At 74.0% G+C, this 23,315-nt stretch carries 27 protein-coding genes; 15 read left to right on the top strand and 12 right to left on the bottom strand.

From position 1 onward, the window contains the following. Window positions 1-238: 238 nt before the first annotated feature. On the bottom strand, window positions 239-637 hold the full coding sequence (locus CCO04_RS24375; protein ID WP_215816772.1) for a DUF4446 family protein: 399 nt from the start codon (window positions 635-637) through the stop codon (window positions 239-241). A gap of 64 nt (window positions 638-701) precedes the next feature. Here CCO04_RS24375 and CCO04_RS24370 point away from each other — a divergent pair, with 64 nt between their 5' ends. The 4 genes from CCO04_RS24370 to CCO04_RS24355 all read left to right on the top strand — a co-directional run bounded on the left by CCO04_RS24370 (window position 702) and on the right by CCO04_RS24355 (window position 4,325). Continuing rightward, window positions 702-1,532, top strand: coding sequence for a prephenate dehydratase (locus CCO04_RS24370; RefSeq protein WP_215816771.1), 831 nt, complete (start codon window positions 702-704; stop codon window positions 1,530-1,532). A gap of 35 nt (window positions 1,533-1,567) precedes the next feature. Continuing rightward, a complete protein-coding gene (locus tag CCO04_RS24365) occupies window positions 1,568-2,806 on the top strand; it encodes an arginine deiminase (RefSeq protein ID WP_215816770.1) in 1,239 nt (412 codons plus the stop codon). 93 nt (window positions 2,807-2,899) lie between these two features. After that, window positions 2,900-3,274 carry a Crp/Fnr family transcriptional regulator gene (locus tag CCO04_RS24360; protein ID WP_215816769.1) on the top strand — a complete coding sequence of 125 codons (375 nt, stop codon included), beginning with the start codon at window positions 2,900-2,902 and terminating at the stop codon, window positions 3,272-3,274. Between the two features lie 7 nt (window positions 3,275-3,281). Beyond that, entirely contained in the window at window positions 3,282-4,325 is a 1,044-nt protein-coding gene (locus CCO04_RS24355; RefSeq protein ID WP_308281503.1) for an adenylate/guanylate cyclase domain-containing protein, read from the top strand. A 21-nt stretch (window positions 4,326-4,346) separates the two neighbouring features. On the opposite strand, the gene CCO04_RS24350 is transcribed toward CCO04_RS24355, so the two are convergent. Then, entirely contained in the window at window positions 4,347-5,282 is a 936-nt protein-coding gene (locus tag CCO04_RS24350) for a DUF5926 family protein (RefSeq protein ID WP_215816768.1), read from the bottom strand. 10 nt (window positions 5,283-5,292) lie between these two features. After that, entirely contained in the window at window positions 5,293-6,099 is an 807-nt protein-coding gene (locus CCO04_RS24345; protein WP_257753403.1) for a glycerophosphodiester phosphodiesterase family protein, read from the bottom strand. 109 nt (window positions 6,100-6,208) lie between these two features. Between CCO04_RS24345 and CCO04_RS24340 the strand changes: the two genes are divergently transcribed. Beyond that, window positions 6,209-6,433 carry a PspC domain-containing protein gene (locus tag CCO04_RS24340; protein WP_215816766.1) on the top strand — a complete coding sequence of 75 codons (225 nt, stop codon included), beginning with the start codon at window positions 6,209-6,211 and terminating at the stop codon, window positions 6,431-6,433. Window positions 6,434-6,462: 29 nt separating this feature from the next. Further along, window positions 6,463-7,251 (top strand): putative protein N(5)-glutamine methyltransferase, encoded by a 789-nt coding sequence (locus tag CCO04_RS24335; RefSeq protein WP_215816765.1) that lies wholly within the window; start codon window positions 6,463-6,465, stop codon window positions 7,249-7,251. Here the strand turns inward: CCO04_RS24335 and CCO04_RS24330 are convergent. Both CCO04_RS24330 and CCO04_RS24325 read right to left on the bottom strand, forming a co-directional pair. Beyond that, complete coding sequence (locus CCO04_RS24330; RefSeq protein ID WP_215816764.1) at window positions 7,208-7,645, bottom strand: DoxX family protein; 438 nt, start codon at window positions 7,643-7,645, stop codon at window positions 7,208-7,210. The genes CCO04_RS24335 and CCO04_RS24330 overlap by 44 nt on opposite strands. Before the next feature lie 117 nt (window positions 7,646-7,762). Further along, window positions 7,763-8,434, bottom strand: a complete 672-nt coding sequence (locus CCO04_RS24325) for a TetR/AcrR family transcriptional regulator (RefSeq protein WP_215816763.1) — start codon at window positions 8,432-8,434, stop codon at window positions 7,763-7,765. 45 nt (window positions 8,435-8,479) lie between these two features. Here CCO04_RS24325 and CCO04_RS24320 point away from each other — a divergent pair, with 45 nt between their 5' ends. Genes CCO04_RS24320 through CCO04_RS24300 form a run of 5 tightly spaced genes read left to right on the top strand, consistent with a single transcriptional unit; the run spans window position 8,480 to window position 13,241 of the window. Continuing rightward, on the top strand, window positions 8,480-9,505 hold the full coding sequence (locus tag CCO04_RS24320) for an alpha/beta hydrolase (protein ID WP_215816762.1): 1,026 nt from the start codon (window positions 8,480-8,482) through the stop codon (window positions 9,503-9,505). Between the two features lies 1 nt (window position 9,506). Next, window positions 9,507-10,343: an SDR family oxidoreductase gene (locus CCO04_RS24315; protein WP_215816761.1), complete on the top strand. Its 837-nt coding sequence runs from the start codon at window positions 9,507-9,509 to the stop codon at window positions 10,341-10,343. Continuing rightward, the gene (locus CCO04_RS24310; protein ID WP_215816760.1) at window positions 10,340-11,278 is read left to right on the top strand and encodes a ferritin-like domain-containing protein; all 939 of its coding nucleotides are present in this window, start codon (window positions 10,340-10,342) and stop codon (window positions 11,276-11,278) included. The genes CCO04_RS24315 and CCO04_RS24310 overlap by 4 nt, the downstream gene beginning before the upstream one ends. Then, a complete protein-coding gene (locus CCO04_RS24305) occupies window positions 11,275-11,751 on the top strand; it encodes a hypothetical protein (protein WP_215816759.1) in 477 nt (158 codons plus the stop codon). The genes CCO04_RS24310 and CCO04_RS24305 overlap by 4 nt, the downstream gene beginning before the upstream one ends. Further along, window positions 11,748-13,241 (top strand): NAD(P)/FAD-dependent oxidoreductase, encoded by a 1,494-nt coding sequence (locus tag CCO04_RS24300; RefSeq protein WP_215816758.1) that lies wholly within the window; start codon window positions 11,748-11,750, stop codon window positions 13,239-13,241. The genes CCO04_RS24305 and CCO04_RS24300 overlap by 4 nt, the downstream gene beginning before the upstream one ends. Here the strand turns inward: CCO04_RS24300 and CCO04_RS24295 are convergent. Then, complete coding sequence (locus tag CCO04_RS24295; RefSeq protein ID WP_215816757.1) at window positions 13,231-14,778, bottom strand: serine/threonine-protein kinase; 1,548 nt, start codon at window positions 14,776-14,778, stop codon at window positions 13,231-13,233. The two genes, CCO04_RS24300 and CCO04_RS24295, sit on opposite strands and share 11 nt — an antisense overlap. A 48-nt stretch (window positions 14,779-14,826) precedes the next feature. On the opposite strand from CCO04_RS24295, the gene CCO04_RS24290 reads away from it, so the two are divergent. Next, window positions 14,827-15,378 (top strand): RNA polymerase sigma factor, encoded by a 552-nt coding sequence (locus tag CCO04_RS24290; protein ID WP_215816756.1) that lies wholly within the window; start codon window positions 14,827-14,829, stop codon window positions 15,376-15,378. Between the two features lie 27 nt (window positions 15,379-15,405). Here CCO04_RS24290 and CCO04_RS24285 read toward each other — a convergent pair whose 3' ends face one another. From CCO04_RS24285 to CCO04_RS24275, 3 genes are read right to left on the bottom strand one after another with little or no spacing between them, the layout of a single operon-like run. Then, window positions 15,406-16,446, bottom strand: a complete 1,041-nt coding sequence (locus CCO04_RS24285) for a hypothetical protein (protein WP_215816755.1) — start codon at window positions 16,444-16,446, stop codon at window positions 15,406-15,408. Next, complete coding sequence (locus CCO04_RS24280; RefSeq protein WP_215816754.1) at window positions 16,446-17,432, bottom strand: hypothetical protein; 987 nt, start codon at window positions 17,430-17,432, stop codon at window positions 16,446-16,448. The genes CCO04_RS24285 and CCO04_RS24280 overlap by 1 nt, the downstream gene beginning before the upstream one ends. Window positions 17,433-17,492: 60 nt before the next feature. Continuing rightward, window positions 17,493-19,127 (bottom strand): ABC-F family ATP-binding cassette domain-containing protein, encoded by a 1,635-nt coding sequence (locus CCO04_RS24275; RefSeq protein ID WP_215816753.1) that lies wholly within the window; start codon window positions 19,125-19,127, stop codon window positions 17,493-17,495. A 302-nt stretch (window positions 19,128-19,429) separates the two neighbouring features. Here CCO04_RS24275 and CCO04_RS28895 point away from each other — a divergent pair, with 302 nt between their 5' ends. Both CCO04_RS28895 and CCO04_RS29990 read left to right on the top strand, forming a co-directional pair. Further along, on the top strand, window positions 19,430-19,765 hold the full coding sequence (locus CCO04_RS28895) for an RNHCP domain-containing protein (RefSeq protein WP_308281502.1): 336 nt from the start codon (window positions 19,430-19,432) through the stop codon (window positions 19,763-19,765). 56 nt (window positions 19,766-19,821) lie between these two features. Continuing rightward, complete coding sequence (locus CCO04_RS29990) at window positions 19,822-20,184, top strand: RNHCP domain-containing protein (RefSeq protein ID WP_215816752.1); 363 nt, start codon at window positions 19,822-19,824, stop codon at window positions 20,182-20,184. Window positions 20,185-20,197: 13 nt separating this feature from the next. On the opposite strand, the gene CCO04_RS24260 is transcribed toward CCO04_RS29990, so the two are convergent. After that, window positions 20,198-20,812 (bottom strand): LysE family translocator, encoded by a 615-nt coding sequence (locus CCO04_RS24260; RefSeq protein WP_215816751.1) that lies wholly within the window; start codon window positions 20,810-20,812, stop codon window positions 20,198-20,200. Continuing rightward, window positions 20,812-21,459 carry an SHOCT domain-containing protein gene (locus CCO04_RS24255; RefSeq protein ID WP_215816750.1) on the bottom strand — a complete coding sequence of 216 codons (648 nt, stop codon included), beginning with the start codon at window positions 21,457-21,459 and terminating at the stop codon, window positions 20,812-20,814. The genes CCO04_RS24260 and CCO04_RS24255 overlap by 1 nt, the downstream gene beginning before the upstream one ends. Before the next feature lie 55 nt (window positions 21,460-21,514). Here CCO04_RS24255 and CCO04_RS24250 point away from each other — a divergent pair, with 55 nt between their 5' ends. Next, window positions 21,515-22,477, top strand: coding sequence for a bile acid:sodium symporter (locus tag CCO04_RS24250; protein ID WP_215816749.1), 963 nt, complete (start codon window positions 21,515-21,517; stop codon window positions 22,475-22,477). Here the strand turns inward: CCO04_RS24250 and CCO04_RS24245 are convergent. Next, the gene (locus CCO04_RS24245; RefSeq protein ID WP_215816748.1) at window positions 22,449-23,264 is read right to left on the bottom strand and encodes a siderophore-interacting protein; all 816 of its coding nucleotides are present in this window, start codon (window positions 23,262-23,264) and stop codon (window positions 22,449-22,451) included. The two genes, CCO04_RS24250 and CCO04_RS24245, sit on opposite strands and share 29 nt — an antisense overlap. Between the last annotated feature and the right edge of the window lie 51 nt (window positions 23,265-23,315).

Here is a 23,315-nt window from a genome sequence, read left to right as displayed (position 1 = left end):
AAGGACGCCCGACGGGCGCCGCGAAGCGGACCGAGCGAAGCGAGGGTCCTTGACGGCGGGGGGCGGCCGGCTAAGCGCGGCCGCCACCGCAACCCAGCTCACCGGCCACCCTGCGACCTCGACCCAGGAAACCTGCACCCTCGGCGCAGCAACCCCGCAACCTCGGCGCAGCAACCCGCGCACTTTGTGCCAGCAACCCTGCAACCTCGGCGCCGGAACCCTGCGACTTCGGCGGGGGTCACATGCGGGCCATGCGGGCGTGGGCGACCGCCTCGGCCTCCTCCGGCGAGAGCTCCTGGTCGCCGGCCCAGCCGGCGACGGACTTGGCGTAGGTCCGGGCCTCGTTGCGGCCGCGGATGGAGGTGAGCACGACCCCGTCCCCCGCGTCGTCCAGCAGCGCGAGCGACCACGACAGGCGTCCGCCCATCTCGTCGAAGGCGTCGTACCGTACGACGGCCAGGTGCCGCAGCGCGCCGGCCGCCTCGGCCCGGAGGGCGGCGACCTCGCGGCGCAGGCCGGCGGCGTCGGCGGGGAGGTCGTGCCCCACCTCCGCCGAGGTACGACGGCCGTTGCGCAGGGCCACGGCGAGGGCCGCGGCGGCCAGCAGGAGAGCGAGGAGCGCGAGGACGACGGCCATGGGTCCGACGGTAGTCAACGAGACGCCGCCGAGCGCGGCCACGCGCCGCCACTACGCTGGGCGCATGGTCCGTATCGCGTACCAGGGGGAACCCGGCGCCAACTCGCACATCGTGTGCAAGCAGCACTACCCGGAGGCGGAAGCCGTGGCGTGCGCGTCGTTCGAGGACGTGTTCGCGGCGGTGAGCAGCGGGGACTGCGACCTGGCGCTGATCCCGATCGACAACTCGATCGCGGGACGGGTGGCCGACATCCACCACTTCCTGCCCGACTCGGGCCTGCACATCATCGCCGAGCACTTCCTGCGCATCCAGTTCCACCTCATGGTGAACCCGGGGGCGACGGTCGACACGCTGCGCACCGTGCACAGCCACGTCCACGCGCTGGGTCAGTGCCGCAAGATCATCCGCGAGCTCGGCCTGACGCCGATCATCTCCGGCGACACGGCCGGGGCCGCGCGCGAGGTCGCCGAGGCGGCCGACCCGACGCAGGCCGCGATCGCGCCGCCGCTGGCCGCGGAGATCTACGGGCTCGAGATCCTGCGTGAGGACGTCGAGGACGAGGACCACAACACGACGCGGTTCGTGCTGCTCTCGCCGGAGTTCATCCAGGCCCCCCAGGGCAACGGTCCGGTCGTGACGAGCTTCGTCTTCAACGTCCGCAACCTCCCGGCCGCGCTCTACAAGGCGCTCGGCGGGTTCGCGACCAACGGCATCAACATGACCAAGCTCGAGAGCTACATGGTGGGCGGGCACTTCGCCGCGACCCAGTTCCTCGCCGAGGTCGACGGCCACCCCGACGACCCCGGTCTCAAGCGGGCGCTCGAGGAGCTGACCTTCTTCACGACCGACATCAAGGTTCTCGGGGTCTACCCGGCCGACCCCACCCGAGGCTGACCGGGCGGTCGGGCCACGCCGCCTAGGGTGGGGCCATGGCGAGCCCAGCGAGAGCCGGAGCCGACAGCGAGGTCGGGCGGCTGCGCACCGTCCTGCTCCACCGGCCCGGACCCGAGCTCGAGCGGCTCACCCCCCAGAACCACGACCGGCTGCTGTTCGACGGCATCCCCTGGGTGGGCCAGGCGCAGGACGAGCACGACGCCTTCGCCGCGGCGCTGCGCGAGCGCGACGTCGAGGTGCTCTACCTGACCGAGCTGCTCACCCAGACCCTCCAGTACGACGACGCGCGGGCCGCGATCGTCGAGACCACCCTCGCCGGCCGCAACGCCCGCGACCTCGGCGACGCGGTCCGCGACCACCTGCGGGGACTGTTCCTCGACGCGGCTCCCGAGGACCTGACCCGGCTGCTGACGGCCGGGGTGCGCAACGACGAGGTGCGCGCGGGGATCCGCGGGACGCTCGTCACCTCGCTGCTGGCGCCGGACGGCTTCCTCCTCGACCCGCTGCCCAACCTGCTCTTCACCCGCGACTCCTCGGTGTGGCTGCGCGACCGGGTCGCGGTGACCTCGCTGGCTACCGAGGCCCGGCGGCGCGAGGCCCACCTGACCGGGCTGATCTACCGCCACCACCCGCGCTTCGCGGGCGCCGGCCTGCTCCACGGCCACGACCGCGAGCCGGTCGAGGGCGGCGACGTGCTCCAGCTGGCGCCGGGGGTGCTCGCCGTCGGCGTCGGTGAGCGGACCACCGCGGCGGGCGCGGAGCGGTTGGCCCGCGAGGCGTTCGCGGCGGGGGTGGCGACCACGCTGCTCGCCGTACCGATCCCGCGCGAGCGCGCCACCATGCACCTCGACACGGTCTGCACGATGGTCGACGTCGACCGGGTGGTGATGTACCCCCACGTCGCCGACACCCTCACCGCCCATGCGATCACCGAGGCCGAGCCGGGCACGGGCGTGCTGCGGGTGGCCCCGCCCGAGCCCTTCCTGGTGGCCGCGGCCGCGGCGATGGGGATCGACGTCCTGCACCGGATCGAGACCGGGCTCGACCCGGTCACCGCCGAGCGCGAGCAGTGGGACGACGGCAACAACACGCTCGCCCTCGCACCCCGCCTGGCGGTCGCCTACGAGCGCAACGACGCGACCAACGCGTGCCTGGAGGCGGCCGGCATCGAGGTGATCCGGATCGCCGGGTCGGAGATCGGATCGGGGCGCGGCGGACCGCGCTGCCTGAGCTGTCCAGTGGTGCGCGACCCGCTCGTCGTACCGGGGGGATAACGCGACTTACCGGGACACGTTGTTGCAAGTAGGTCTCCCCAGCCGCCGCCGATCACACTAAGGTCGACGGGACGGCCGAGCGAAAGGGTCAGCATGGCAACGTTCTTCGAGCACTTCTCCCCCCAGGAGATCGCGCGGATCAGCGCGACCGGTCGGCGGGTGAAGCTCCCCGAGGGCTGGTCGCCGATCTGGGAGGACACCCCGGCCGACAAGGCCTACGTCCTCCTGTCGGGCACGGTGTCGGTCCGTCGAGACGGCGCGGAGATCGCTCAGCTCGGCCCCGGCGACATCGTCGGCGAGGCCGCGATCGTCGGCAAGAAGCTGCGCAGCGCGACCATCGTGGCGCTCACGCCGCTCGACACGATCCACCTGACGGACGAGACCCTGCGCGAGCTGGACGCCGAGTGGCCGGCGTTCCACGAGGCGCTCGTCGAGGTCGCGCAGTCGCGCCTCGGCAACGCGGGCTGATCGTCTCGTGACCTCGACGCCTGACCCCGCCGGCGACGGCGGGGTCATCGGCGCGCTCGAGGACCACCTCCTCGGCGAGCGTCCCGCGCTGACCCAGCAGGAGGTCGCGGCCCAGGCCGGCGTACCGCTGGAGACGGCGAACGAGCTGTGGCACCTGCTCGGCTTCGCGCACGTGCCGGACGACGAGGCGGCGTTCACCAGCGCCGACGTCCGCGCGCTCCAGCTGACCAACGACCTGATCCGGCTCGGCGTGCTGAGCCAGGAGCGCCAGGACGGCCTGGTCCGGACCTGGGGCCGCAGCTTCGCCCGGCTGGCCGACTGGCAGGTCGCGCTCCTCGCGTCGGTCGCCGAGGACCTGGGTGCGGACCCGACCGAGGGCCTGCTCGCGGTCTCCGACGAGGTGATGCCGCGGGTCGAGGAGCTCCAGAGCTACGTCTGGCGCCGGCACCTGCTCAGCGCCGCCGCGCGCCTGCTCGCCGAGCGGTCGTCGGGACCGTCCGTGCCGCTGGCGGTGTGCTTCGTCGACATCGTCGGCTACACCTCGCGCTCGCGGACCCTGTCCGATCGCGAGCTGGTCGGCTGGCTGGAGTCCTTCGAGTCCACCGTGCTCGGCCTCACCGTCGACCGCGGCGGCCGGATCATCAAGAACATCGGCGACGAGCTGCTCATCGTCGCCGACTCCGCCGAGGCGCTGACCGAGGTCGCCCTCGAGCTCACCCGCCGCGGCGCCGACCCCGAGGACCCGTTCCCCGCGGTCCGCGCCGGCCTCGCGTACGGCGACGTGGTCACCCGTCTCGGCGACGTCTTCGGCCCCGTCGTCAACATCGCCGCCCGGCTCACCTCGGTGGCCCGGCCGAGCACCGTGCTGGTCGACCTCGGCGCCTACGAGGCGCTGACCGGCCGCGCGGACGACTCCGCCGACAAGGCCGAGGACACCGAGGACGCCGACGAGCACGCCGGGACCGGCGCGTACCGGTTCCGGCGGCTGCGCCGGGTCTCGGTCAAGGGCTACTCCCGGCTCAAGGTCTGGGCGGTGCAGCCCCGCGACTGACCCGCCGCGCGGGGTGCCGGGTCAGCGGATGGTGACCTGGCGGTTGGCCAGCCCGTTGCGGGCCGAGCGCTGCTCGGTGGTCAGGTCGGAGGTGTCGGCGAGGGCCGCGTCGAGCTTGGCCTTGAACGCGGCGGCCGGCTGCTCGAGGGCCTCGGCGCCGGTGCCGACGGGGAGGTCCCAGACCGGGGCGAGCAGGCCGTGGGCGCGGAACATGCCGACGAAGCGGGCCTCGGGGACGATCACGTCGTCGCCGGTCACGTGCAGGCGGGCGAGGGCGTCGAGGAGGGCGTCCTCGGGCTCGGGCATCACCCAGCGCAGGTGCTCCTTGGCGCCCATCCGGGTCCAGTACGCCGCGGTGACCTCGGTCAGCCGGGCGGTCGGGGCGGCGGCGCCGTCGGCCTGCTCCAGGGCCTGGGCGAGCTCGGAGCTCGGGTCCATGTCGGAGACCCAGTAGTCGAAGCCCTCGTGCACCTCGACCGCGAGGTCGCCGTCGGCGACGAGGTCCTGGAGGCGAGGGCCGGCTCCCGGCGGGTCGGTCAGGCCGACCATGCCGGCGCCGGGCTCGGCGGCGAGCGCCTCGAGCAGGACGGCGCCGAGGTCGCGGGCCGGGTCGCCGAAGCCGTGCTGGACCTGGAGGCCGAGCCAGACCTCGCCGCTGTCGCGGACGAGCGCGGGCGCCGCCATCGGCAGCAGGGTGCAGAGCTTGACCACGCGGTCGGCGTGCTCACCGGTGAGGGTCAGGGGCGCGGTCGCGGCGGGGACCAGCTCGCGCAGCGCGACGATGTCGCACTCCGACGGGAGCCCCTCGAACGGGCGCTTGACGAAGATCTGGGCACCGCCGGGCGCGCCGTGGCACGCCTTGTAGCGCTTGCCCGAGCCGCAGGGGCAGGGCTGCCGCGGGCCGACCTCGCCGGCCGGGGTCTCGGACGCGGACTTGGTGCGGTTCTTCTTCGCCATGCGGCAGAAACTACTGGTCGGGCCCGAACCGCTCGTCCAGCAGGTCGAGCATCAGGCGCGGCCGGTCGCTGATGACCGCCTTGACGCCGAGGTCGAGGCAGCGCTGGAGGTCCTTCTCCTTGTTGACCGTCCAGACGTGGACGTCGCGCCCGCTGCGGGCGATCGAGTCGGCGACCCGGGGGTGGTCGCGCAGCATCTTGATGCCGGGGCCCACGATCCAGTCGCGGCCGACCACGCGCTTGAGCATCGGCCAGTAGTTGGGCTTGTCGACCAGCTGCACGAGGCGGACCTCGGGGGCCAGCCGCTCCACCCGCTGGAGCGCCGTGAACGAGAAGCTCATCACCCGCACCGGCGCGCCCTCGCGGTCCCAGCCGAAGTCGCGGAGCATCTCGACCAGCCGCTTCTCGACCAGGCCGCCGAAGCGGGTCGGGTGCTTGGTCTCGATCGCGACCTCCACCCGGCGGTCGTAGTCGGCGACCGTCTCGAGCAGCTTGCGCAGGGTGAGCACCCCGCGCAGCGCCTCGTCCTCCTCGGCCGCCTCGTCGTCGAGGTCGGCCCAGGGGTTCTTCCAGGCGGCGAAGTCGAGCTCGGAGAGCTCGGCGAGGTCCATCGTCGAGACGAGCCCCTTGGTGGCCGCCGTACGCCGCAGGTCGCGGTCGTGCACGCACACCAGGTGGCCGTCGGCGGTGAGCCGCACGTCGCACTCCAAGCCGCCGGCGCCGGTGTCGAGCGCCTTGAGGTACGCGCCGAGGGTGTGCTCGGCGAGCTCGTGACTGGCGCCGCGATGGGCGACCACCTGTGGTCGGTGGGTGGGCACAGGACAAGTCTGGCAGGGCCCCCGCGGCGTGCGTCTCAGGGTCGGGATCCGGGACCGACCAGGGGCGTTCCCCGATGTCCGGAGGCCGCGCACCGGGCACCGTGGAGGCATGAGCAACTACGACAGCTACCCGAACCGTCCGGCCTCCTCGACCCGCCGGCTGACCCGCCGCCAGGACAACAAGATGGTGGCCGGCGTCTGCTCCGGCATCGCCGACCACTTCGGCGTCGACCCGACCCTGGTCCGGATCCTGCTGGTCGCGGCCGTCGTCTTCGGCTTCGGCACCGGGATCATCCTCTACCTCGCCGCGTGGTGGCTGATGCCGGAGGCCTGAGCCCACCGGTACGGCCCTACGCTGGCGCCGTGCCCGACCTCGTCACCCGACTGAGCGCCGCCGGCTGCGTCTTCGCCGAGGACGAGGCCGCGCTGCTGGAGGCGGCCGCCCGCTCCCCCGAGGAGCTCGAGGCGCTGACCCTGCGGCGGATCGCCGGCGAGCCCCTGGAGCAGGTCGTCGGCTGGGTCGCCTTCGACGGCGGCCGGGTCGCGCTCGACGCGGGCGTGTTCGTGCCGCGGCAGCGCACGGCGTACCTGGTCGAGCTGGCGGCGCAGCGGCTGACGCCCGCGAGCACGGTCGTCGACCTGTGCTGCGGCAGCGGCGCCCTGGGCCTGGCCCTCGCCCGGCGGCACCCCGGCCTGACCGTGGTCGCGGCGGACGTCGATCCGGTGGCGGTCGCGTGCGCGGCCCGCAACCTGGCCGCGGTCGGCGGGACCGCCGTGGCCGGCGACCTCGATGCCCCGCTCCCGGACGCACTGCGCGGCCGGGTCGACGTCATCGTCGCCAACGTCCCCTACGTGCCGACCGACGCGGTCGCGCTCATGCCGCCCGAGTCCCGCGACCACGAGCCGCGGGGCACCGTCGACGGCGGCGCCGACGGACTGGACCTCCTGCGCCGGGTCGCGGCGCTCGCGCCGGCCTGGCTGCGCCCGGGCGGCACGGTGCTCTCCGAGGTCGCCGAGGGCGCCCAGGCCGAGACCGCCCGGACGGCGTACGCCGCGGCGGGCCTCGACGCCCGGGTCGACCACGACCCGGAGCGCGAGGCGACCGTCGTCAGCGGGCGGTGGCCCGGCGGAGCAACGCCCCGTCGAGGCTGAACCGGCCCGCCCCGATCGCACCGATCGCCAGCACCACCGCGGCGATCACCATCACGAGCTCACCGCCGCCCTCGGTGACGAAGATGCCCGCGTCCCGGTGCGCGAAGTACCAGGCGCCGGCCATGTCGAGGGCGACGAGCAGCGCCGCGACCGGCGTGAGCAGCCCGACGATCAGCAGCGCGCCGCCACCGACCTCGACGAACGCCGCGAACGTCGCCGCCGCCCGCGCCGCGGGCACGCCCATGTCGTCGAAGCTCGCGGCGGTGCCGGCGAGGGTGTACTCGTCGAGCTTCTGCCAGCCGTGCGCGATGAGGACGACGCCGACGAGGAGCCGTGCCGCGAGCAGCGCGGAGTCCTGGGCGAGCGCGGGCAGGGGATGGAGGAGACGCTTCATGAGAGACCTTTCCGGGGCCGTGTCGGCCCGGTCCGAGAACAGGTTGCCGCGTCAACCTCATCAGCCGAACCTCAACGGAGCCCCTGCCAAAGCCTCAGAGGAACCTGAGAATCGCGCTCAGCCCTCGTCGTCGCGCAGGAAGCGCGGCGCGAGCCCCGCGCCGACGCCGGCGAGGTGCTCGACCAGCTCGTCCGCGTCGACCTCGACGAGGCCGGAGCGCCAGGCGAGGACGGTCTCGACGAAGCCGCCGATGCCCAGCAGCACGCTGATCCGCAGGCCGGTCTCGTCGGCGTCGGGGCGCAGGTAGGGGCGGGCGAGGTCGATGAGCAGGTCGACCGAGAGCTGGATCGTCTCGCGCCGGCGCTGCTCCAGGATGGCGCTGCCGGCGTGGTCGCCGAAGACGATCTGGGCGCGGTGCGGCTCGTCGCCGATGTGGTGGACGACGGCCGCGAGCGCCGCTCGGAGCTGGACCAGCGGGGCGTCGTCGACGTGGGGGGCGATGGCGCCGAGCATCATGGCGAGGGTCTCGTCGCGGACCTGGTCCCAGATGGCCGCGAGCAGGGCGTCGCGGTCGGCGAAGCTCTCGTAGAAGTACCGGTCGGTGAGCCCGGCGCGCGCGCACACCCCGCGCATGGTGACCGCGGCCCAGCCGCTCTCCTGCCAGATCTCCTGGGCCGCGACGAGCAGCGCCTCGTGGCGCTCGGCGCGGCGCTGCTCGGCCGACTTGCCGCCGTAGCGACGGCGGGGCGCGGCGCTGGTCGCGGCACTCTTCGCCCGGGCGGCATCCATACGAACATCTTGACGGCACCCGCCCTCAGAATGCAATGTGAGGGCATGCGCCTTCACAATGATGTGAGCACCGGGCGCGGCTCCCTGCGCAGCCGGCTCGCCGCCGACCTGACGTCGGTGACGCTGCGGCCGCTCACCGCGGTGATCCCGATGAACCCCACGGGCATCCGCTTCTCGCGCCGGCTCGTGGCGAGCAGCCTGTGGGCGTTCGGCCCGCCGCTGCGCGGCAGCCGGGTGGTGCGGGTCGAGCACGCCCAGCTCGCGCCGGCCGGGCCCACGGCGCGGGGCGAGTGGGTCCGGGCGCCGCGCGCCGAGCGCGACGACGCGGTCGTCCTCTACGTGCATGGCAGCGCCTACACGATCTGCTCCGCGCGCACCCACCGCGGCATCACCACCCGGCTCTCCGCGCGCACCGGGCTGCCGGTGTTCGCGTGCGACTACCGGCTCGCCCCCTCGCACCGCTTCCCGAGCGCGGCGGACGACGTCCGCGCGGCGTACGAGTGGCTGCTCGGCGAGGGCCACGACCCGGCCCGGATCGTGCTCGCCGGCGACTCGGCCGGCGGCCACCTGTGCGTCGACCTCGCGCTCGAGCTGATCCGCGAGGGGCGTCCGGCCCCGGCCGCGCTGGTCGCCTTCTCCCCCGTGCTCGACCTGACCATGTCGCTGGCCGCCGCGCGCGAGCGGATGCGCCGCGACCCGATGATCTCCGCGGCCAAGGCGGCCCGGATGCTCGACCTCTACCTCGCCGGGCACGACCCGCAGGCGCCCCGGCTGCGGTTCTCGTTCGACGGCGCCGACCGGTTCCCGCCGACCCTGGTCCAGGCCGGCGCCCGGGAGATGCTCGCCGCCGACGCGATCGAGCTGGCCCGCGGCCTGACCACCGCCGGCGCCGACTGCCGGCTGGAGGTCTGGCCCGACCAGATGCACGTCTTCCAGGCGCTGCCGCGCGTCGTACCGGAGGCCGAGCAGGCGCTCGACGCCGCCGCGGCCTTCGTCGACGAGCAGCTCGAGATCCAGCGCCGGCGCGGCGCCCTGACCCTCGTTCCCCCCACGATCTCCCAGGAGGCCTGACATGGCCCGACGTACCAAGGACGCCGACGCCGTCGTCACCGGCGCCGGCAGCGGCATCGGCCGGGCGTTCGCCCGCGAGCTCGCCCGCCGCGGCGGCCGCGTGGTGTGCGCCGACATCGACGAGGCCGGGCTCAAGGAGACGGTCGCCGCCATCGAGTCGGCCGGCGGCCGGGCGCTCGCCGTCGACTGCGACGTCGCGGACGTCGCCCAGGTCCAGCGGGTCCACGACACCGCGCTCGACTGGCTCGACGGCCCACCCCGGATCGTCGTCAACAACGCGGGCATCGGCGCCGGCGGCCGGGTCGTCGGCGACGCCGCGCTGAGCGACTGGCAGCGGACCATCGGCATCAACCTCTGGGGCGTCATCCACGGCTGCCACGTGTTCGTGCCGACGCTGCGCACCGCGGGCCGGGGCGGCGTCATCAACGTCGCCTCCGCGGCCGGCTTCACCGCCGCCCCGCGGATGGGCGCCTACAACGTCAGCAAGGCCGGGGTGGTCAGCCTGTCCGAGACGCTCGCCGCCGAGCTCGCGGGCGCCGGTGTCGCGGTCACCGTGCTGTGCCCGACGTTCGTCAAGACCAACATCTTCGACGGCGACCTGATCGACCCCGGCGCGGCGGGCCTGGCCCGCAAGATCGCCGGGATCGCGGGCTTCTCCGCCGACCGGGTCGCCCGCACGACCCTCGACGCCCACGACAAGGGACGCCTGTACGTCGTCCCGCAGCTCGATGCGCAGCTCCTCTGGCGCACCAAGCGCCTGCTCCCCGCCCCCTACACCCGCGTCGCCGGCCTGCTCGGCCGCTTCGCCCCCGACCCCGAGGAAGGTACCGACCGATGAGTACCACGACCTTCGACTTCGACCAGATGCTGCAGACCATCAAGGACAAGCAGTGGTCCCTCGCCGACATCGACTGGGACGCCCCCGGCGCCGAGACGATGACCGACGCGCTGCGCGCCAAGATGCAGCCGTTCATGGCCGACCTGGTGTGGATCGAGCACGTCGGTGCGCGCGGCTTCGCCTCGCTCGCCAAGAAGGCGCCGACCCCGACCATCAAGCGGATCTACGAGTACTTCCACGCCGAGGAGCAGAAGCACGCCAACGCCGAGCTCGCGCTGATGAAGCGCTGGGGCATGCTCGACGCCGAGGGCAACCCGCCGGAGCCCAACGTCAACGTCAAGCTCGCGATCAAGGTGCTCGACGACTACGGCGACACGATCCCGCTGACCGGTCTGGCCACGCTGATCCCCCTCCTGGAGTGCGCGCTCGACGGCGCGCTCGTGAAGTTCCTCCTCGAGGAGGTGACCGACCCGGTCTGCCACGAGGTCTTCCGGCACATCAACTCCGACGAGGCCCGGCACATCACCGTCGACTTCCAGGTGCTCGAGCTGATCGGTGCGGGGCCGCTGCACAAGCTGATCATCGAGTCGGCCGCGCTGCTGCAGCCTCAGGTGATCATCGGCCTGATCGTCGTGTTCACCCCGCTCATCAACAAGATGCGCGACAACATCGTGGCGATGGGCCTGCCGGAGCAGAAGCTCTACAACGCGGTGAAGAGGTTCGCCACGATCGGCTCGCGCGGGCCGCACACGGCGCGCATCCCGGCGTACCACGTGCTCAAGGCGCAGGCCGGGATGATCATCGACCGCACCTCGCCGTACCACCGGCTGCTGGCGGACCCGATGGTCAGGCTCACCTCGCTGGTCCCGGCCAAGGTGCTCGGCCGGCCGCAGGCCTGGGTGGACGAGCTGACCCACGAGCCGATCGCCTCATGAGCCGGTACGACGGCGAGGTGCTGCGCGGCACCGCCTGGCGAGGTCGCGCGTTCACCGGCCAGAGCGTCGCCGTGATCGCCCCCGGCCGCGAGGCGGCGCTGATCGTGCCCGAGGTGGTGCGCACGGCGCGCGCGGTCAAGGTGTTCCAGGAGGAGCCCGACTGGCTGCTCCCGGTCCCCCTCCCGCTGCCGCGCGTCCTGACCCGGCCTGCCGCCCGGCTCAGCCTGCGCCTCCAGGTCCGCGACCCGTGGACCCGTCGCCGGCTCACCCCGGACGCCCGCTTCAACCGGCACCGCCCGCGGGTCGACGGCCGCTACTACGCGGCCCTCCAGGAGCCCCACTGCACCCTGATCTCGTGGCCCGTCTATGCCCTGGTGCCCGGCGGGATCCGCAGTGCCGAAGGCATCGAGCACCACGTCGACTGCATCATCCTCGGCGAGTCCGCCGCCCAGCGACAGGACCTCTGCGCATGACCGTGCTCCCCCAGCCCGACCACGAGGTCGTCATCATCGGCGGCGGCTTCTCCGGCATCGGCGCCGCGATCCTGCTCTCCCGGGCGGGCTTCGACGACTACCTGCTGCTCGAGGCCGGCGACGGCCTCGGCGGCGCCTGGCACTGGAACACCTATCCGGGCGTGGCCGTCGACATCCCGTCGTTCAGCTACCAGTTCTCGTTCGAGCAGGTCGCCGGCTGGTCCCGGGTCTATGCGCCGGGGCGCGAGCTCAAGGCCTACGCCGAGCACTGCGTCGACAAGTACGACGTGCGCCGCCGTACCCGCCTGCGCACCACCGTCACCGCCGCGACCTTCGACGACGAGGCGCACCTGTGGCGCCTCGACCTCGCCGACGGCGCCCCCGTCACGGCCCGCCACGTGGTCAGCGCGACCGGCGTCCTCACCCAGCCCAAGACCCCCGAGATCGACGGACTGGCCGACTTCGCCGGCACCGTCATGCACACCGCGCGCTGGGACCACGCCGTCGACCTGACCGGCCGCCGGGTCGCGGTGATCGGCACCGGCGCCTCGGCCGTGCAGGCGATCCCCCACATCGCGGAGCAGGCGGCCCACCTGACGGTCTTCCAGCGCACGCCGATCTGGTGCCTGCCCAAGCCCGACGTACCGCTGCCGGGCCTGGCCCGCGCCGCGCTGCGCGCCGTCCCGGGCGCCCGCCGGGCGACCCGGCTGGCCAGCCAGACGTTCGTCGAGGCGACCTTCCCGGTCGCCGCGCACTTCGCCGGGCTGGTCCCGGTCGCGTCCGTCGGCGAGCGGATCGGCCACGCCTACCTGCGCCAGGCCGTGCGCGACCCGGAGGTCCGGGCCCGGCTGACACCGGCCTACGCGCTGGGCTGCAAGCGGCCGAGCTTCTCCAACGCCTACCTCCCGACGTTCAACCGGGCGGACGTGACGCTGGAGACCGCGGGCATCGCCACCATCACGCCCGACGGCGTCCGCACGGCCGAGGGCGTCGAGCACGCCGCCGACGTCCTGGTGCTGGCGACGGGCTTCAAGGTGTTCGAGAAGGGCAACATGCCGCCGTTCAGCGTGCGCGGCGCCGAGGGGGCCGACCTGGAGAAGTGGTGGGAGGAGAACCGCTTCCAGGCCTACCAGGGCGTGAGCGTGCCGCACTTCCCCAACTTCTTCACGATCCTGGGGCCCTACGGCTACAACGGCTCGTCGTACTTCAACCTGATCGAGACGCAGAGCGCGCACATCGTGCGGGCACTGCGCCAGGCCCGCAAGGTCGGCGCGACCCGGGTCGAGGTGACCGAGGCCGCCAACGCGCGCTACTTCGCGAGCGCGCTGGGGCGGCGCCGGCACCAGGTGTTCTTCCAGGACTCGTGCGGGCTGGCCAACAGCTACTACTTCGACGACAACGGCGACGTGCCCTTCCGGGCGGCGACGACGCTGGAGACGATGTGGGCGGCGAAGCGGTACCCGCTCGACGCCTACGCGTTCACCGGCTGAGCGCGGCCTCGACCGTGACCTCGTCGAGCATCGCGGTGAGCCCGTCCTTGTCGGCCCTCCGCCCGCTCACGGAGACCTCCAACGACGCCTTGCCCTGCTTGTCCGGGAGCCAGCGGAAGAAGTTGAAGCGGGTGCGGCCCTCGCTGTCGCTGAAGGTGAAGTAGAGCGCATCGGGCGTCGTCTGGTAGACGTCCACGTCCTTGAGGTCGGGCGACTCCGTGACCTGCTTGGCCTTGAGCGCGACCTGCTCGGCCAGCGTGTTGGTCGGCTCGAGGACGCGGGCCCGCAGGCTGTAGCCGCCACGCACCGGTTCGTCCGGCGGTCGCCACAGGACCTGGGCGCGCTGGTCGACCTGATCGGCGGCCAGGAGCCCGGCGGCACTGCCGTCGGGGGCGAAGCCGTAGGCGGCCCAGCCCTGAGGCACCGGGTAGGTCCACACCACGCCGTTGGACCGGACCTGGTGGGTGTCGTAGGCGCGGTTCGCGTCGACCACCAGCGCCGGGTACGTGATGTCGGCGGCCGGTGTGGCACGGCCCGACGGCTCGCCCCCGTCACCGCGGACCACCCGGGTCGCTCCGTAGGCGACCACGAAGGCCACCACGAGCACGAGCAGGGCGAGGAGCAGGGGCCGGAGCCACCCGCCGCGGCGTCCGGGCGCGGGCTCGGGCGCCGACTCGACCGGATCCGTCGGCGGGGGCGGCGGGGGCAGCGGGGCACCCAGCGCCTTGGTGGTGAGGTCGCTCGCGGACCGCAGCCCGCCCAGGAACGTCGGTACGTCGGGCCAGCGGTCGTCCGGGTCGAGCTGGAGCGCGCGGAGCAGCGGGCCGTCGTACGCCGCCGGGACGTCCGCGATCCGGGAGGGCGCGGGCGGCAGCTCGGGAGTGGCGAGCGCACCGATCCCGCCCTCGCGGACGAGGTGCCCGGTGAGCAGGTGGTAGCCGACCGCGCCGAGCGCGTGGACGTCGGCACGCAGGTCGAGCCCGACACCGGTTGCCTGCTCGGGCGCCATGTAGCTCGGGGTTCCGACCACCTGGGTCAGGCCGCTCGCGTGGAGCATCGCCTTGGCGACCCCGAGGTCGGCGACGAGCACCCGCTCGCCGCCGTCGGGGGTGGAGCGCAGGAGCAGGTTCTGGGGCTTGATGTCGCGGTGGATGACGCCGTGCCGGTGCAGGACGGCGACGCCCTCGCCGGCCTGGCCGAGCAGGTCGACCATGCGCTCGGGCGCGACGGGGCCGTCGGCGAGCAGGTCGGCGAGCGAGCCGCGGTCGGCGTACGACATGACGAAGTAGGGCGTCCCGTCGACCGCGCCGATGTCGTAGACCCGGACGACGTGGTCGCTGTCGGCCCGGCGCAGGATGCGCGCCTCCTCGAGGAAGCGGTCGCAGACGTCGGTGCGCTGCGCCCAGTTGTCGGCGAGCGCCTTGACCGCGACGGGCGAGTCCAGCTCGTCGTCGTGGTAGAGCCAGACGGTCGCGAAACCACCGGCTCCGATCCGGTCGATGCGGCGGAGCCTCCCGAGTCTTTCCGGCAGGGACACGGTGCGTATTGTGCCCGAGAGGTCAGGATTCACTCGGGGAGGCAGGCCATGGACGAGGCGATCGATCTCGACGAGCTCGCGCTGCGCGCCGCGGGCGGCGACGCCGCCGCGCTCGAGGACCTGCTCTCCGCCATCCAGCCGCGGGTACGCCGGATCTGCGGGCGGATGCTCCTCCACCCCCAGGACGCCGAGGAGGCCACCCAGGACGCGCTGCTCCTGGTCGCCACCAAGATCGGGACGTTCGCGGGCCGCAGCCGGTTCACGACCTGGCTCCACGCGGTCGCGTCCAACAGCGCCCGCTCCACCTACCGCTCGCTCAAGCGCCGGGCCCACGAGCACAGCGTCGACGAACTACCGGTCCACGCCGACCCGCGGACCACGAGCGTCATCGCCGGCAGCCGGCTCGACCTGCTCGAAGCGCTCGAGGTGCTCGCCTCGACCCGGCCCGAGCTGGTCGAGCCCCTGGTGCTGCGCGACATCCAGGAGCTCGACTACAACGAGATCGCCCAGCTCCTCGACACCCCGCTGGGCACGATCAAGTCGCGGATCCACCACGCCCGGCAGGCCGTACGGCCGCTGCTGCGGGTCGACGAGGGCTGAGCATCCCGGGCCCGGCCGGCGAGCGCCCTAGCGCGAGCCGCCGAGGACGCCGACGCCGCGCGCCGTGCCCTGCTCGGTACAGCTCCCGCCCAGGTCGCAGGTGCGGACCGTGGTCGTCTGCGCGCCGTCGGGCCCGGACACGCTGAGCACGACGAGCTCGTCGTCGGACAGCATCGCCACGTCGAAGACGTCGTCGGGCAGCGGCACCTCGGCGACCTGGCGGCCGGTCGCGGGGTCGAGGACCTTGGCCCAGGTCGGCAGCCCCTCGCCCACGGTGTCGTGGCCGATGGTGACCAGACGCTTGCCGCTCGGCGCGTACGGCGACCCGCTCGGCAGCGCGCCGGGGCACTCCTTCCAGGGCGTGGCGTCCTCGTCGGCGGCGCCGCCGAGCACGCAGTCCTCGCCGAGACCGACGCGGAGGCCGACGTACTGCGTGCGGTCGGGGGAGAACCGGGCGTCGAGGAGGTTGCGGCCGACGATGGCGAGGTCGTCGCCGTCGGGCGTGGAGCGGTAGTACGTCGTCCCGCTCGGCGACCAGCCGGTGATCACGTGGGCACCGTCGGCGCCGTCGAAGAGCGCCGTGCCGTCGGGGTTCCCGGCGTCGGGCGCCGGCGGCACGCGGGTCGACCGGCCGCTGCCGAGGTCGGTGATCGCGTAGCCCTCGCCGCGCGGGCCGAGACCGACGTGCCGGGTGCCGTCGTCGCTGATGTCGCCCAGGCCCTCGACCTCGGCGAGGACGACGACCCGGCCGTCGCGGTCGACGCGCAGCACCCGCGGTGAGGAGTCCGCCGCGTCGGGCACGTCCTGGACGATCCAGTGGTCGCCGACCCGCTCGACGCCGGTGACGAAGTCGACGCCGGTGAGCGGGACGACGGTGTCGCCGTCGTGCAGCTCGTCGGAGGTCATCCAGAGCGGCCCCGGCGCGGGTGCGGGCGGGGGCGCCGACGTGGCGGCGGGGTCGCGGGACGCGGGCGGGGCCGAGCCTCCGGCATCGAGCGCCACGCCGACGCCGGCTACGGCACCGACGACCGCGGCGACCGAGACCGCGGCGAGCATCCGCCGGTCCATCAGCTGCCCCCGAGCACGAGGTTGCCCTGGGCCTCGACCTGCGGCGTGCAGCGCCCGGTCGTCACGAGGCAGCGGCTCAGCGCGACCTCGGCGGTGTCGTCGCGGCCGGTGACGGTGTAGACGGTCGTGTCGTCGCCGCCCCAGGCCGCACCCGAGCGGTAGCCGCCCGGGTCGATCCGGTGGAGCACCTTACCGGTCGCGGGGTCGCGCACCTGGAGCTCGGACGGCGCCGGGCCGTCCCCGACCGTGGTCTCGGTGAGGAGCAGCTCCCCCGAGGGCGCGTACGGCGAGCGCGAGGCCGCGCCTGTCGAGCACTCCGCCCACCACGAGCCGGTGTCGGCGAGGGCACCGCCGGTGAGGCAGCTGCCGACCGGCGTGGTCGGCCCGGTGTCCGGGTTGGGCCGGCTCTCGACCGCGAACCGGCCGTCCGCGGAGACCGACCGCACCTCGCCGCCCGGCGTGCCCAGCTCGCGCGGGGTCCACGGGTCGGCGGCGGTGAGCGGGTGCGTCGTACCGTCGGCGAGGACGGCGACCTGCCAGGTGCGGCTCCCGTCGCCGTAGGCGAGGCGCTCGCCCGCGGGGTCGAGGTGCCAGGGCCCGCGCAACGGCCCGATCTTGGAGGTCGCGCCGCCGGGGGTGAGGTAGAGCGCGGTCTGCTCGTCCTCGTGGTCGCCGTAGTAGACGACGAGGTAGCCGCCCTGGGCCCGCTCCAGCGAGAACACCAGGTCGGCGTCGATGCCGGGCACGGCGACCTCGGTGTCGCCGTCGTGGATCGTGCCGTGCAGGAAGTAGAACGGGCCGCTGCTCGCCGCGGGCTCGGTGGTCCCGGTGGGCCCGGTGGGGTCGGGGGTCGGGTCCGTCCGGCGCTCCCCCGGGCCGTCGGTGGCGGTGTCGGTGCCGGTGCCGGTGCCGACCGCGTAGGCCACACCGCCCGCGGACCCGAGGGTGGCGGCGAGGGCGAGGGAGACGACGGTCAAGCGGTTCATGAGAGGCACCTTGTCGATGGACGATCCTGCCCTATGGGATGCCGCGGGAGCCCGATCGGTTCACTCGGCGCGCAGGTGCGTCGTCGCGCCGTCCCAGCGCCGGCGCAGCCAGCGGTCGTGCGAGGCGACGACGACCGTGCCGGGGCTCGCGCCGATGGCCTCCTCCAGCTCGCCGACGAGGGCGAGCGAGAGGTGGTTGGTGGGCTCGTCGAGGAGGAGCAGGTCGGGCTCGGTGGCGACCGCGATCGCCAGGGCGAGCCGGCGGCGCTGACCGACCGAGAGCAGGACGACGGGCTTCGGGTGCTCGCGCGGGTGGAGCAGGCCGAGGCTCCGTAGCGGCCGGCGTGCGGCGAGCTCGGGCCCGACCGCCGCGTCGTAGACGGCGCGCGCGGGGGCGGTGAGGTCGGGGAAGACCGGGTCCTGGGTGAGCTCGGCGATGCGGTGCGCGCCGACCTGGACGGTGCCGCCGGCCGGCCGGATCCGGCCGGACAGGACGCCGAGCAGGGTGGACTTGCCGGTGCCGTTGGCGCCGGTGACGAGCAGGTGCTCGCCGGACTCGACGTCGAGCCGGTCCAGGTGCAGCCGGCCGGGGACGGTGAGGTCGCGGACGGTGACGACGCGCCCGCCCGTCGTACCGGCGCCGGTGAGGCCGGTGGCCAGCCGCAGAGGTGCGGGCGGCTTGCGGACCTGGTGGCGCTCGGCCTCGTCGAGCCGCCGCTCGGCGTCGCGCTTGCGCCGGGCCACGGCGCGGTCGACGTTGGCGCCCTTGAAGGCGTGGATGAACTTGTCGTTGTCCCGCGGGCCCCGGCCGGGCGCGATGCTGCGCTGGTCGACCCGGGTCGCCTCGCGGAGCCGGTCGAGCTCCTCCTGCTGGGCCGCGTAGGTCTCCTCCCACCGGCGCCGGGCGGCGGCGCGCGCCTCGGCGTACGCCGTCCAGCCGCCGCCGTAGCGGCGCCCACCCCGGCCGTCGGTGCCCATGCCGACCGGGTCGAGGTCGACGAGGTCCGTGCAGACCTCGTCGAGGAAGACCCGGTCGTGGCTGGTCAGCAGGACGACGCCCGGCAGGTCGCGCAGGAAGGCGACGAGCAGCGCCACCGCGTCGTCGTCGAGGTGGTTGGTCGGCTCGTCGAGCAGCAGGCACTGCGGCCGCCGGGTCATCAACGTCGCCAGTGCCAGCCGGGTGCGCTGGCCGCCGGAGAGGCTGCCGACCCGGCGGTCCTGGTCGAGGTGGTCGAGGCCGAGCTGCTCGGCGGCGAGCAGTGCGCGGCGGTCGGCGTCCCAGGCGTCGTGGGCCAGGGCCAGGTCGAGCGCGGCGGCGTACTGCTCGGCGACGGCGGGGTCGTCGAGCCGGTCGGCCAGAGCCTCGACCGCGGCGACCGCGTCGCGCAGCGGGCGCAGCGCCGTGGCGAGCACGTCGGCGATCGTGGCGCTGTCGGCGAACGGCGGCTCCTGGGTGAGGAACGCCAGGTCGTCGGGCCGCTCGATGCTGCCGGTGACGTGCGCGGTCGTGGGCAGCAGACCGCTCACCGCGCGCAGCAGCGTCGACTTGCCGGCGCCGTTCTCGCCGATCAGGCCGATCCGCCGGCCGGGCTGGGCGACGAGGTCGATCCCGTCGAGCACGGTACGACGGCCGAACGTGACTCCCAGGTCGCGGACGACGACCGGGGCGAGCGAGGAGGTGGGGGATGCGGACATGACGGGGCGCCTTCGGACGGAGGGACCCACCGGGCTGGTGCCGCGGACGTGGGCCGGGTCAGGCGTCGATCAGCATGATGCGCCCAGCCTACGAGAGCCCGGTCGCCGGCGCCACCGGATATCCGGTGGCCCCGCCCCGTCGTCCGCCGCTACGGTCGGCCTCATGACCCGGCCCGCGCCGAGGACGCCTCGTGGCGTGGCTCGGAATCCCGACCCACGCCGGTAGCACCTGACGCTGCCGGGCCCGAGGCGCACTCGGCCTGCTCCTGCTTTGTCATCACCAAGGAGCAAGGAGAAACCGGGTGTCCGACACCTTCACCTGCGTGCGTTGCGGCCTCGTCGTCGTCACGCTCGCCCCCGACGACGTACGACGCAACCACTGCCCCAGCTGCCTCAGCTCACGGCACACGATCGACCAGGCCGACGGCGGCGCGTCCGACTGCGACGGCCGGATGGCGCCGCTGTCGATCGCCGTGCAGCGCGACGGTTCCTGGTCGCTCGTGCACCGCTGCACGCGCTGCCGCGAGCTCGCGCTGCACCCGACCGCACCGGACGACAACCAGCTCATCCTGATGCGGCTGGCCGTGCGTCCGCTCGCGGAGCCGCCGTTCCCCCTCGACGTCTTCAGCACCCTCTAGGGGGAGGGAAGCCGAGGAGGAGGACGCCGGTCCGGCGTACCCAGCGGCGCAAGGACGTGCGCCACCGCACCGGCGCCGGTACCGGCGACGCGTTCCGCTGCGTCGGCTGCCGGCTCAGCGTCCCGGTCGTCGCGCCCGGCACGGCGCACCGCAACCACTGCCCGAGCTGCCTGGTCAGTCGTCACGTCGACGGCGGGGTCCCGGGCGACCGCTCGTCCTCGTGCGGCGGGCGGATGGTCGCGGTGAGCCTGTCGGCACGGCCGGACGGCGAGTGGCTGCTCGTGCACCAGTGCACGGGCTGCGGCACGCTCAAGCTCAACCGGGTCGCGGGCGACGACAACGCGCTGGCCCTGGTCCGGCTCGCGGTACGTCCGCTGGCCGACCAGGGGCTGGGGCTGCGGGCGCTCCGGGCGCTGTGAGCGGCTGAGCGTCCTAGCGGTCGGTGGTGGCGAGCTTGGCGGCGAGACCGACGAACGCGACCGAGAAGGTCCGCTGCATCCAGCGCACCACCGCCGGCCGCTCGATCACGTGCCGGCGTGCGGCCGCGGCGAACCAGCCGTAGGCCGCGAACACGACGAACGTCATCACCATGAACACCCCCGACAGGCCGAGCATGTGCACGAGTGCGTTGTCGGAGCCGGGCGTGACGAACTGCGGCAGGAAGGCGAAGAAGAACAGCGTCAGCTTGGGGTTGAGCAGGTTGGCGAGGACGGCACTGAGGATGACCCGCCCGGTGCCGGCCTCGCTCTCCGCGTCGCTGTCGGCGGTGAGCAGCCCGGTGTCGCGCCAGGTCGCCCAGGCCATGTAGAGCAGGTAGGCGATACCGAGCACCTTGAGCACCTGGAACGCCGTCCCGCTCGCCTGGAGCAGCGCCGCGGCGCCGGTCACCGCCGCGGCGAGGTGGGGGACGATGCCGAGGGTGCAGCCGAACGCGGTCACCATCGCGAGCCGGCGACCGCCGCGCAGGCCGGCGGCGATGCTGAGCAGGGCGCCCGTACCGGGCGTGGCGACGATGACCAGGGCGGTCAGCAGGAACGTGGTGCTCATCAGATCTCCCCCAGGATGCGGGCGCGGGCGGTGTCGTACTCGTCGCGGCTGATCAGGTCACGGGCGAGCAGGGAGTCGAGCTCGGCGAGCCGGTCGGCGGCGCTCGCTCCGGCGGCCGGCGCGCCGGTCGCGACGGCGCTCGGCGCCACGACGGGCGCCTTGGCCCAGTCGATCTCCCACTCGTGGGTCTCGGGGTCGACGAGCACCGGGAGGTCACCGCCGTAGAGGAGCGGGATCCGGATCTCCGGGATCACCAGGCGGCTCTCGACGTCGAACGCCGCGACGTCGCGGCCCTCGATCCGCATGCGCACGTTGACCAGCGGCTGCTCGTTGACCCGCACGTTGGTCTGCTCGAACGACAGCACCTTGCCCCGGGCCGGGCGACCCCGGCGGCTCAGCCGGTAGCTGCGCTGCCGGTTGAGGTAGCGGCCCCGGCCCAGGAGCAGACCGATCACCACGTCGAGCGCGGTGACCCCGATACCGGTCGGCAGCAGCCAGCCGGTGCCGGGCTCGGAGGGGTCCATGACCAGGCCCATGATCAGGAAGATCGGGCCCACGACGCCGCACAGGAGCATGAAGAGGACCGGCGGCAGGACGCTGCCCACCAGCGACGGCGGCCGCGGCTGGTCCTGGGGAGTGACCGTCATGGGGTCAGCGTAGGGCGCGTGCGGCTCCCGGCGCCGCCACGTTACGGTCAGGCCCGTGTCCACCGTCGAGGCCCTGGAGCGGCACCAGGTCGCGATCTACCTCGGCGGCCTGGGCGCCGGCGCCGCCGTCGGCCTGGCCTGGCCGGACGCCGCGGGCCCGCTCGAGCGGGCGATCTACCCGGCGCTGGGCGCGCTGCTCTACGCGACCTTCCTGCAGGTGCCGTTCACCAAGGTGGCGGCGGCGTTCCGGGACGGGCGCTTCCTCGGCACGGTGCTCGCGGTCAACTTCGTGGTCGTCCCGCTCGTCGTCGCCGGCCTCACCGCGGTGGTCTCGCTGGAGCGGGCGGTGCTGCTGGGCGTGCTGCTCACCCTGCTCACGCCGTGCATCGACTACGTGATCGTGTTCTCCGGCCTGGCCGGCGGCGACAGCCGGCGCCTGGTCGCGGCGGCACCGCTGCTGATGCTGGCGCAGGTGCTGGCGCTCCCCCTGCTGCTGTGGCTGTTCGTCGGACCCGAGCTCGCCGACGTCGTCGAGGCGGGGCCGTTCCTCGAGGCGTTCGGGTTGCTCGTCGTGCTGCCGCTCGCGCTCGCGTGGGCGACCGAGGCGCTCCCTGCCGGAGCCGCGGTGAGCCGCGCGGCGAGCGCCGCGATGGTGCCGCTCATGGCGCTCACCCTGCTCGTCGTGGTCGGCAGCCAGGTCCCCGCCCTCGACGGCCGGTACGACGACATCGCCGCCGTCGTCCCCGTCTACGCGGCGTTCCTCGTCGTGATGGCGCTCGTCGGCGTCGCCGCGGTCCGGCTCTCCGGCCTGGACGTCGCCGGCGGGCGGGCGCTCGTGTTCAGCGGCGCGACACGCAACTCGCTCGTCGTGCTGCCGCTCGCGCTCGCCCTCCCCGCGGCGTACGCCGTCACGCCCGCGGTCGTCGTCACCCAGACCCTGGTCGAGCTGGTCGGGATGCTCGTCTACGTGCGGGTGGTGCCCCGGCTCGTCAGCGAGCCGGGAACACCTCGGCGTTGACCTCGCGGACCCAGGCCGCCTTGACCGCGCGCCACTCCTCGTCGTCGTGGCCCCGGCGCCAGTAGGGCGAGCAGGACAGCTTGTCCTCGGCGACGATGGCCTCGCCGAGCAGCACCCGGCGCACGGCCCGCGTCGACGCGGCCTCACCGTGCACGAAGGCGCTCACCGTGCCGGCCGGCCGGGGCAGCGCGGCGACGGCCTCGGCGAGCAGACCGGCCACCGCGTCGTCGCCGGTCCGGCCCGCGCGGTGCACCCAGTGCACCTCGAGCGCGCCCGGCGAGCTGATCGCGATCTCGTCTTCGGTGTCCTCGACCTCGGCCACCACGACCACGGGCCGGCCCGCGGGGACCGCCTCGGCGCACGCGGCAATGGCCGGCAGGGCGCTCTCGTCGCCGACGAAGAGATAGCTGTCGGCGTCGGCGTGGGGCCGGTAGCCGCCGCCCGGTCCGCGCAGCTGGAGCCGGTCGCCGGGCTGGGCGTGGAGCGCCCAGCGCCCGGCGTAGCCGACCTCGCCGTGGGTGGCGATGTCGAGCGTCAGCTCGCCGCGCTCGGCGTCCCAGCGGCGCACGGTGATCCGGCGCGCGAAGGGGCGCTGCGCCCGGGGCAGGTCGCGGGTCGCGTCGTCCTCGAAGGGCACCGGGTAGGGCGCGTCCTCAGGCAGGAAGAAGCAGTTGACGTACTCGTCGGCGTCACCGGTGGAGGTGAGCCCCTCGAGCCCCGCTCCCCCGAGCACCACCCGCACCAGGTGGGCGCTGAGCCGCTCGGTCGAGATGACCTCTCCGTACATGCATCGCTCCTTGCTCGATCCTGTTCCTTAGGTGACCCTAACTCAGCGGGG

The organism is Pimelobacter sp. 30-1 (assembly GCF_018831735.1).
In the GTDB taxonomy this organism is placed as follows: domain Bacteria; phylum Actinomycetota; class Actinomycetes; order Propionibacteriales; family Nocardioidaceae; genus Nocardioides.
The sequence above is the reverse complement of the archived record's forward strand: the minus strand, read 5'-3'. Positions and strand labels throughout refer to the sequence as shown.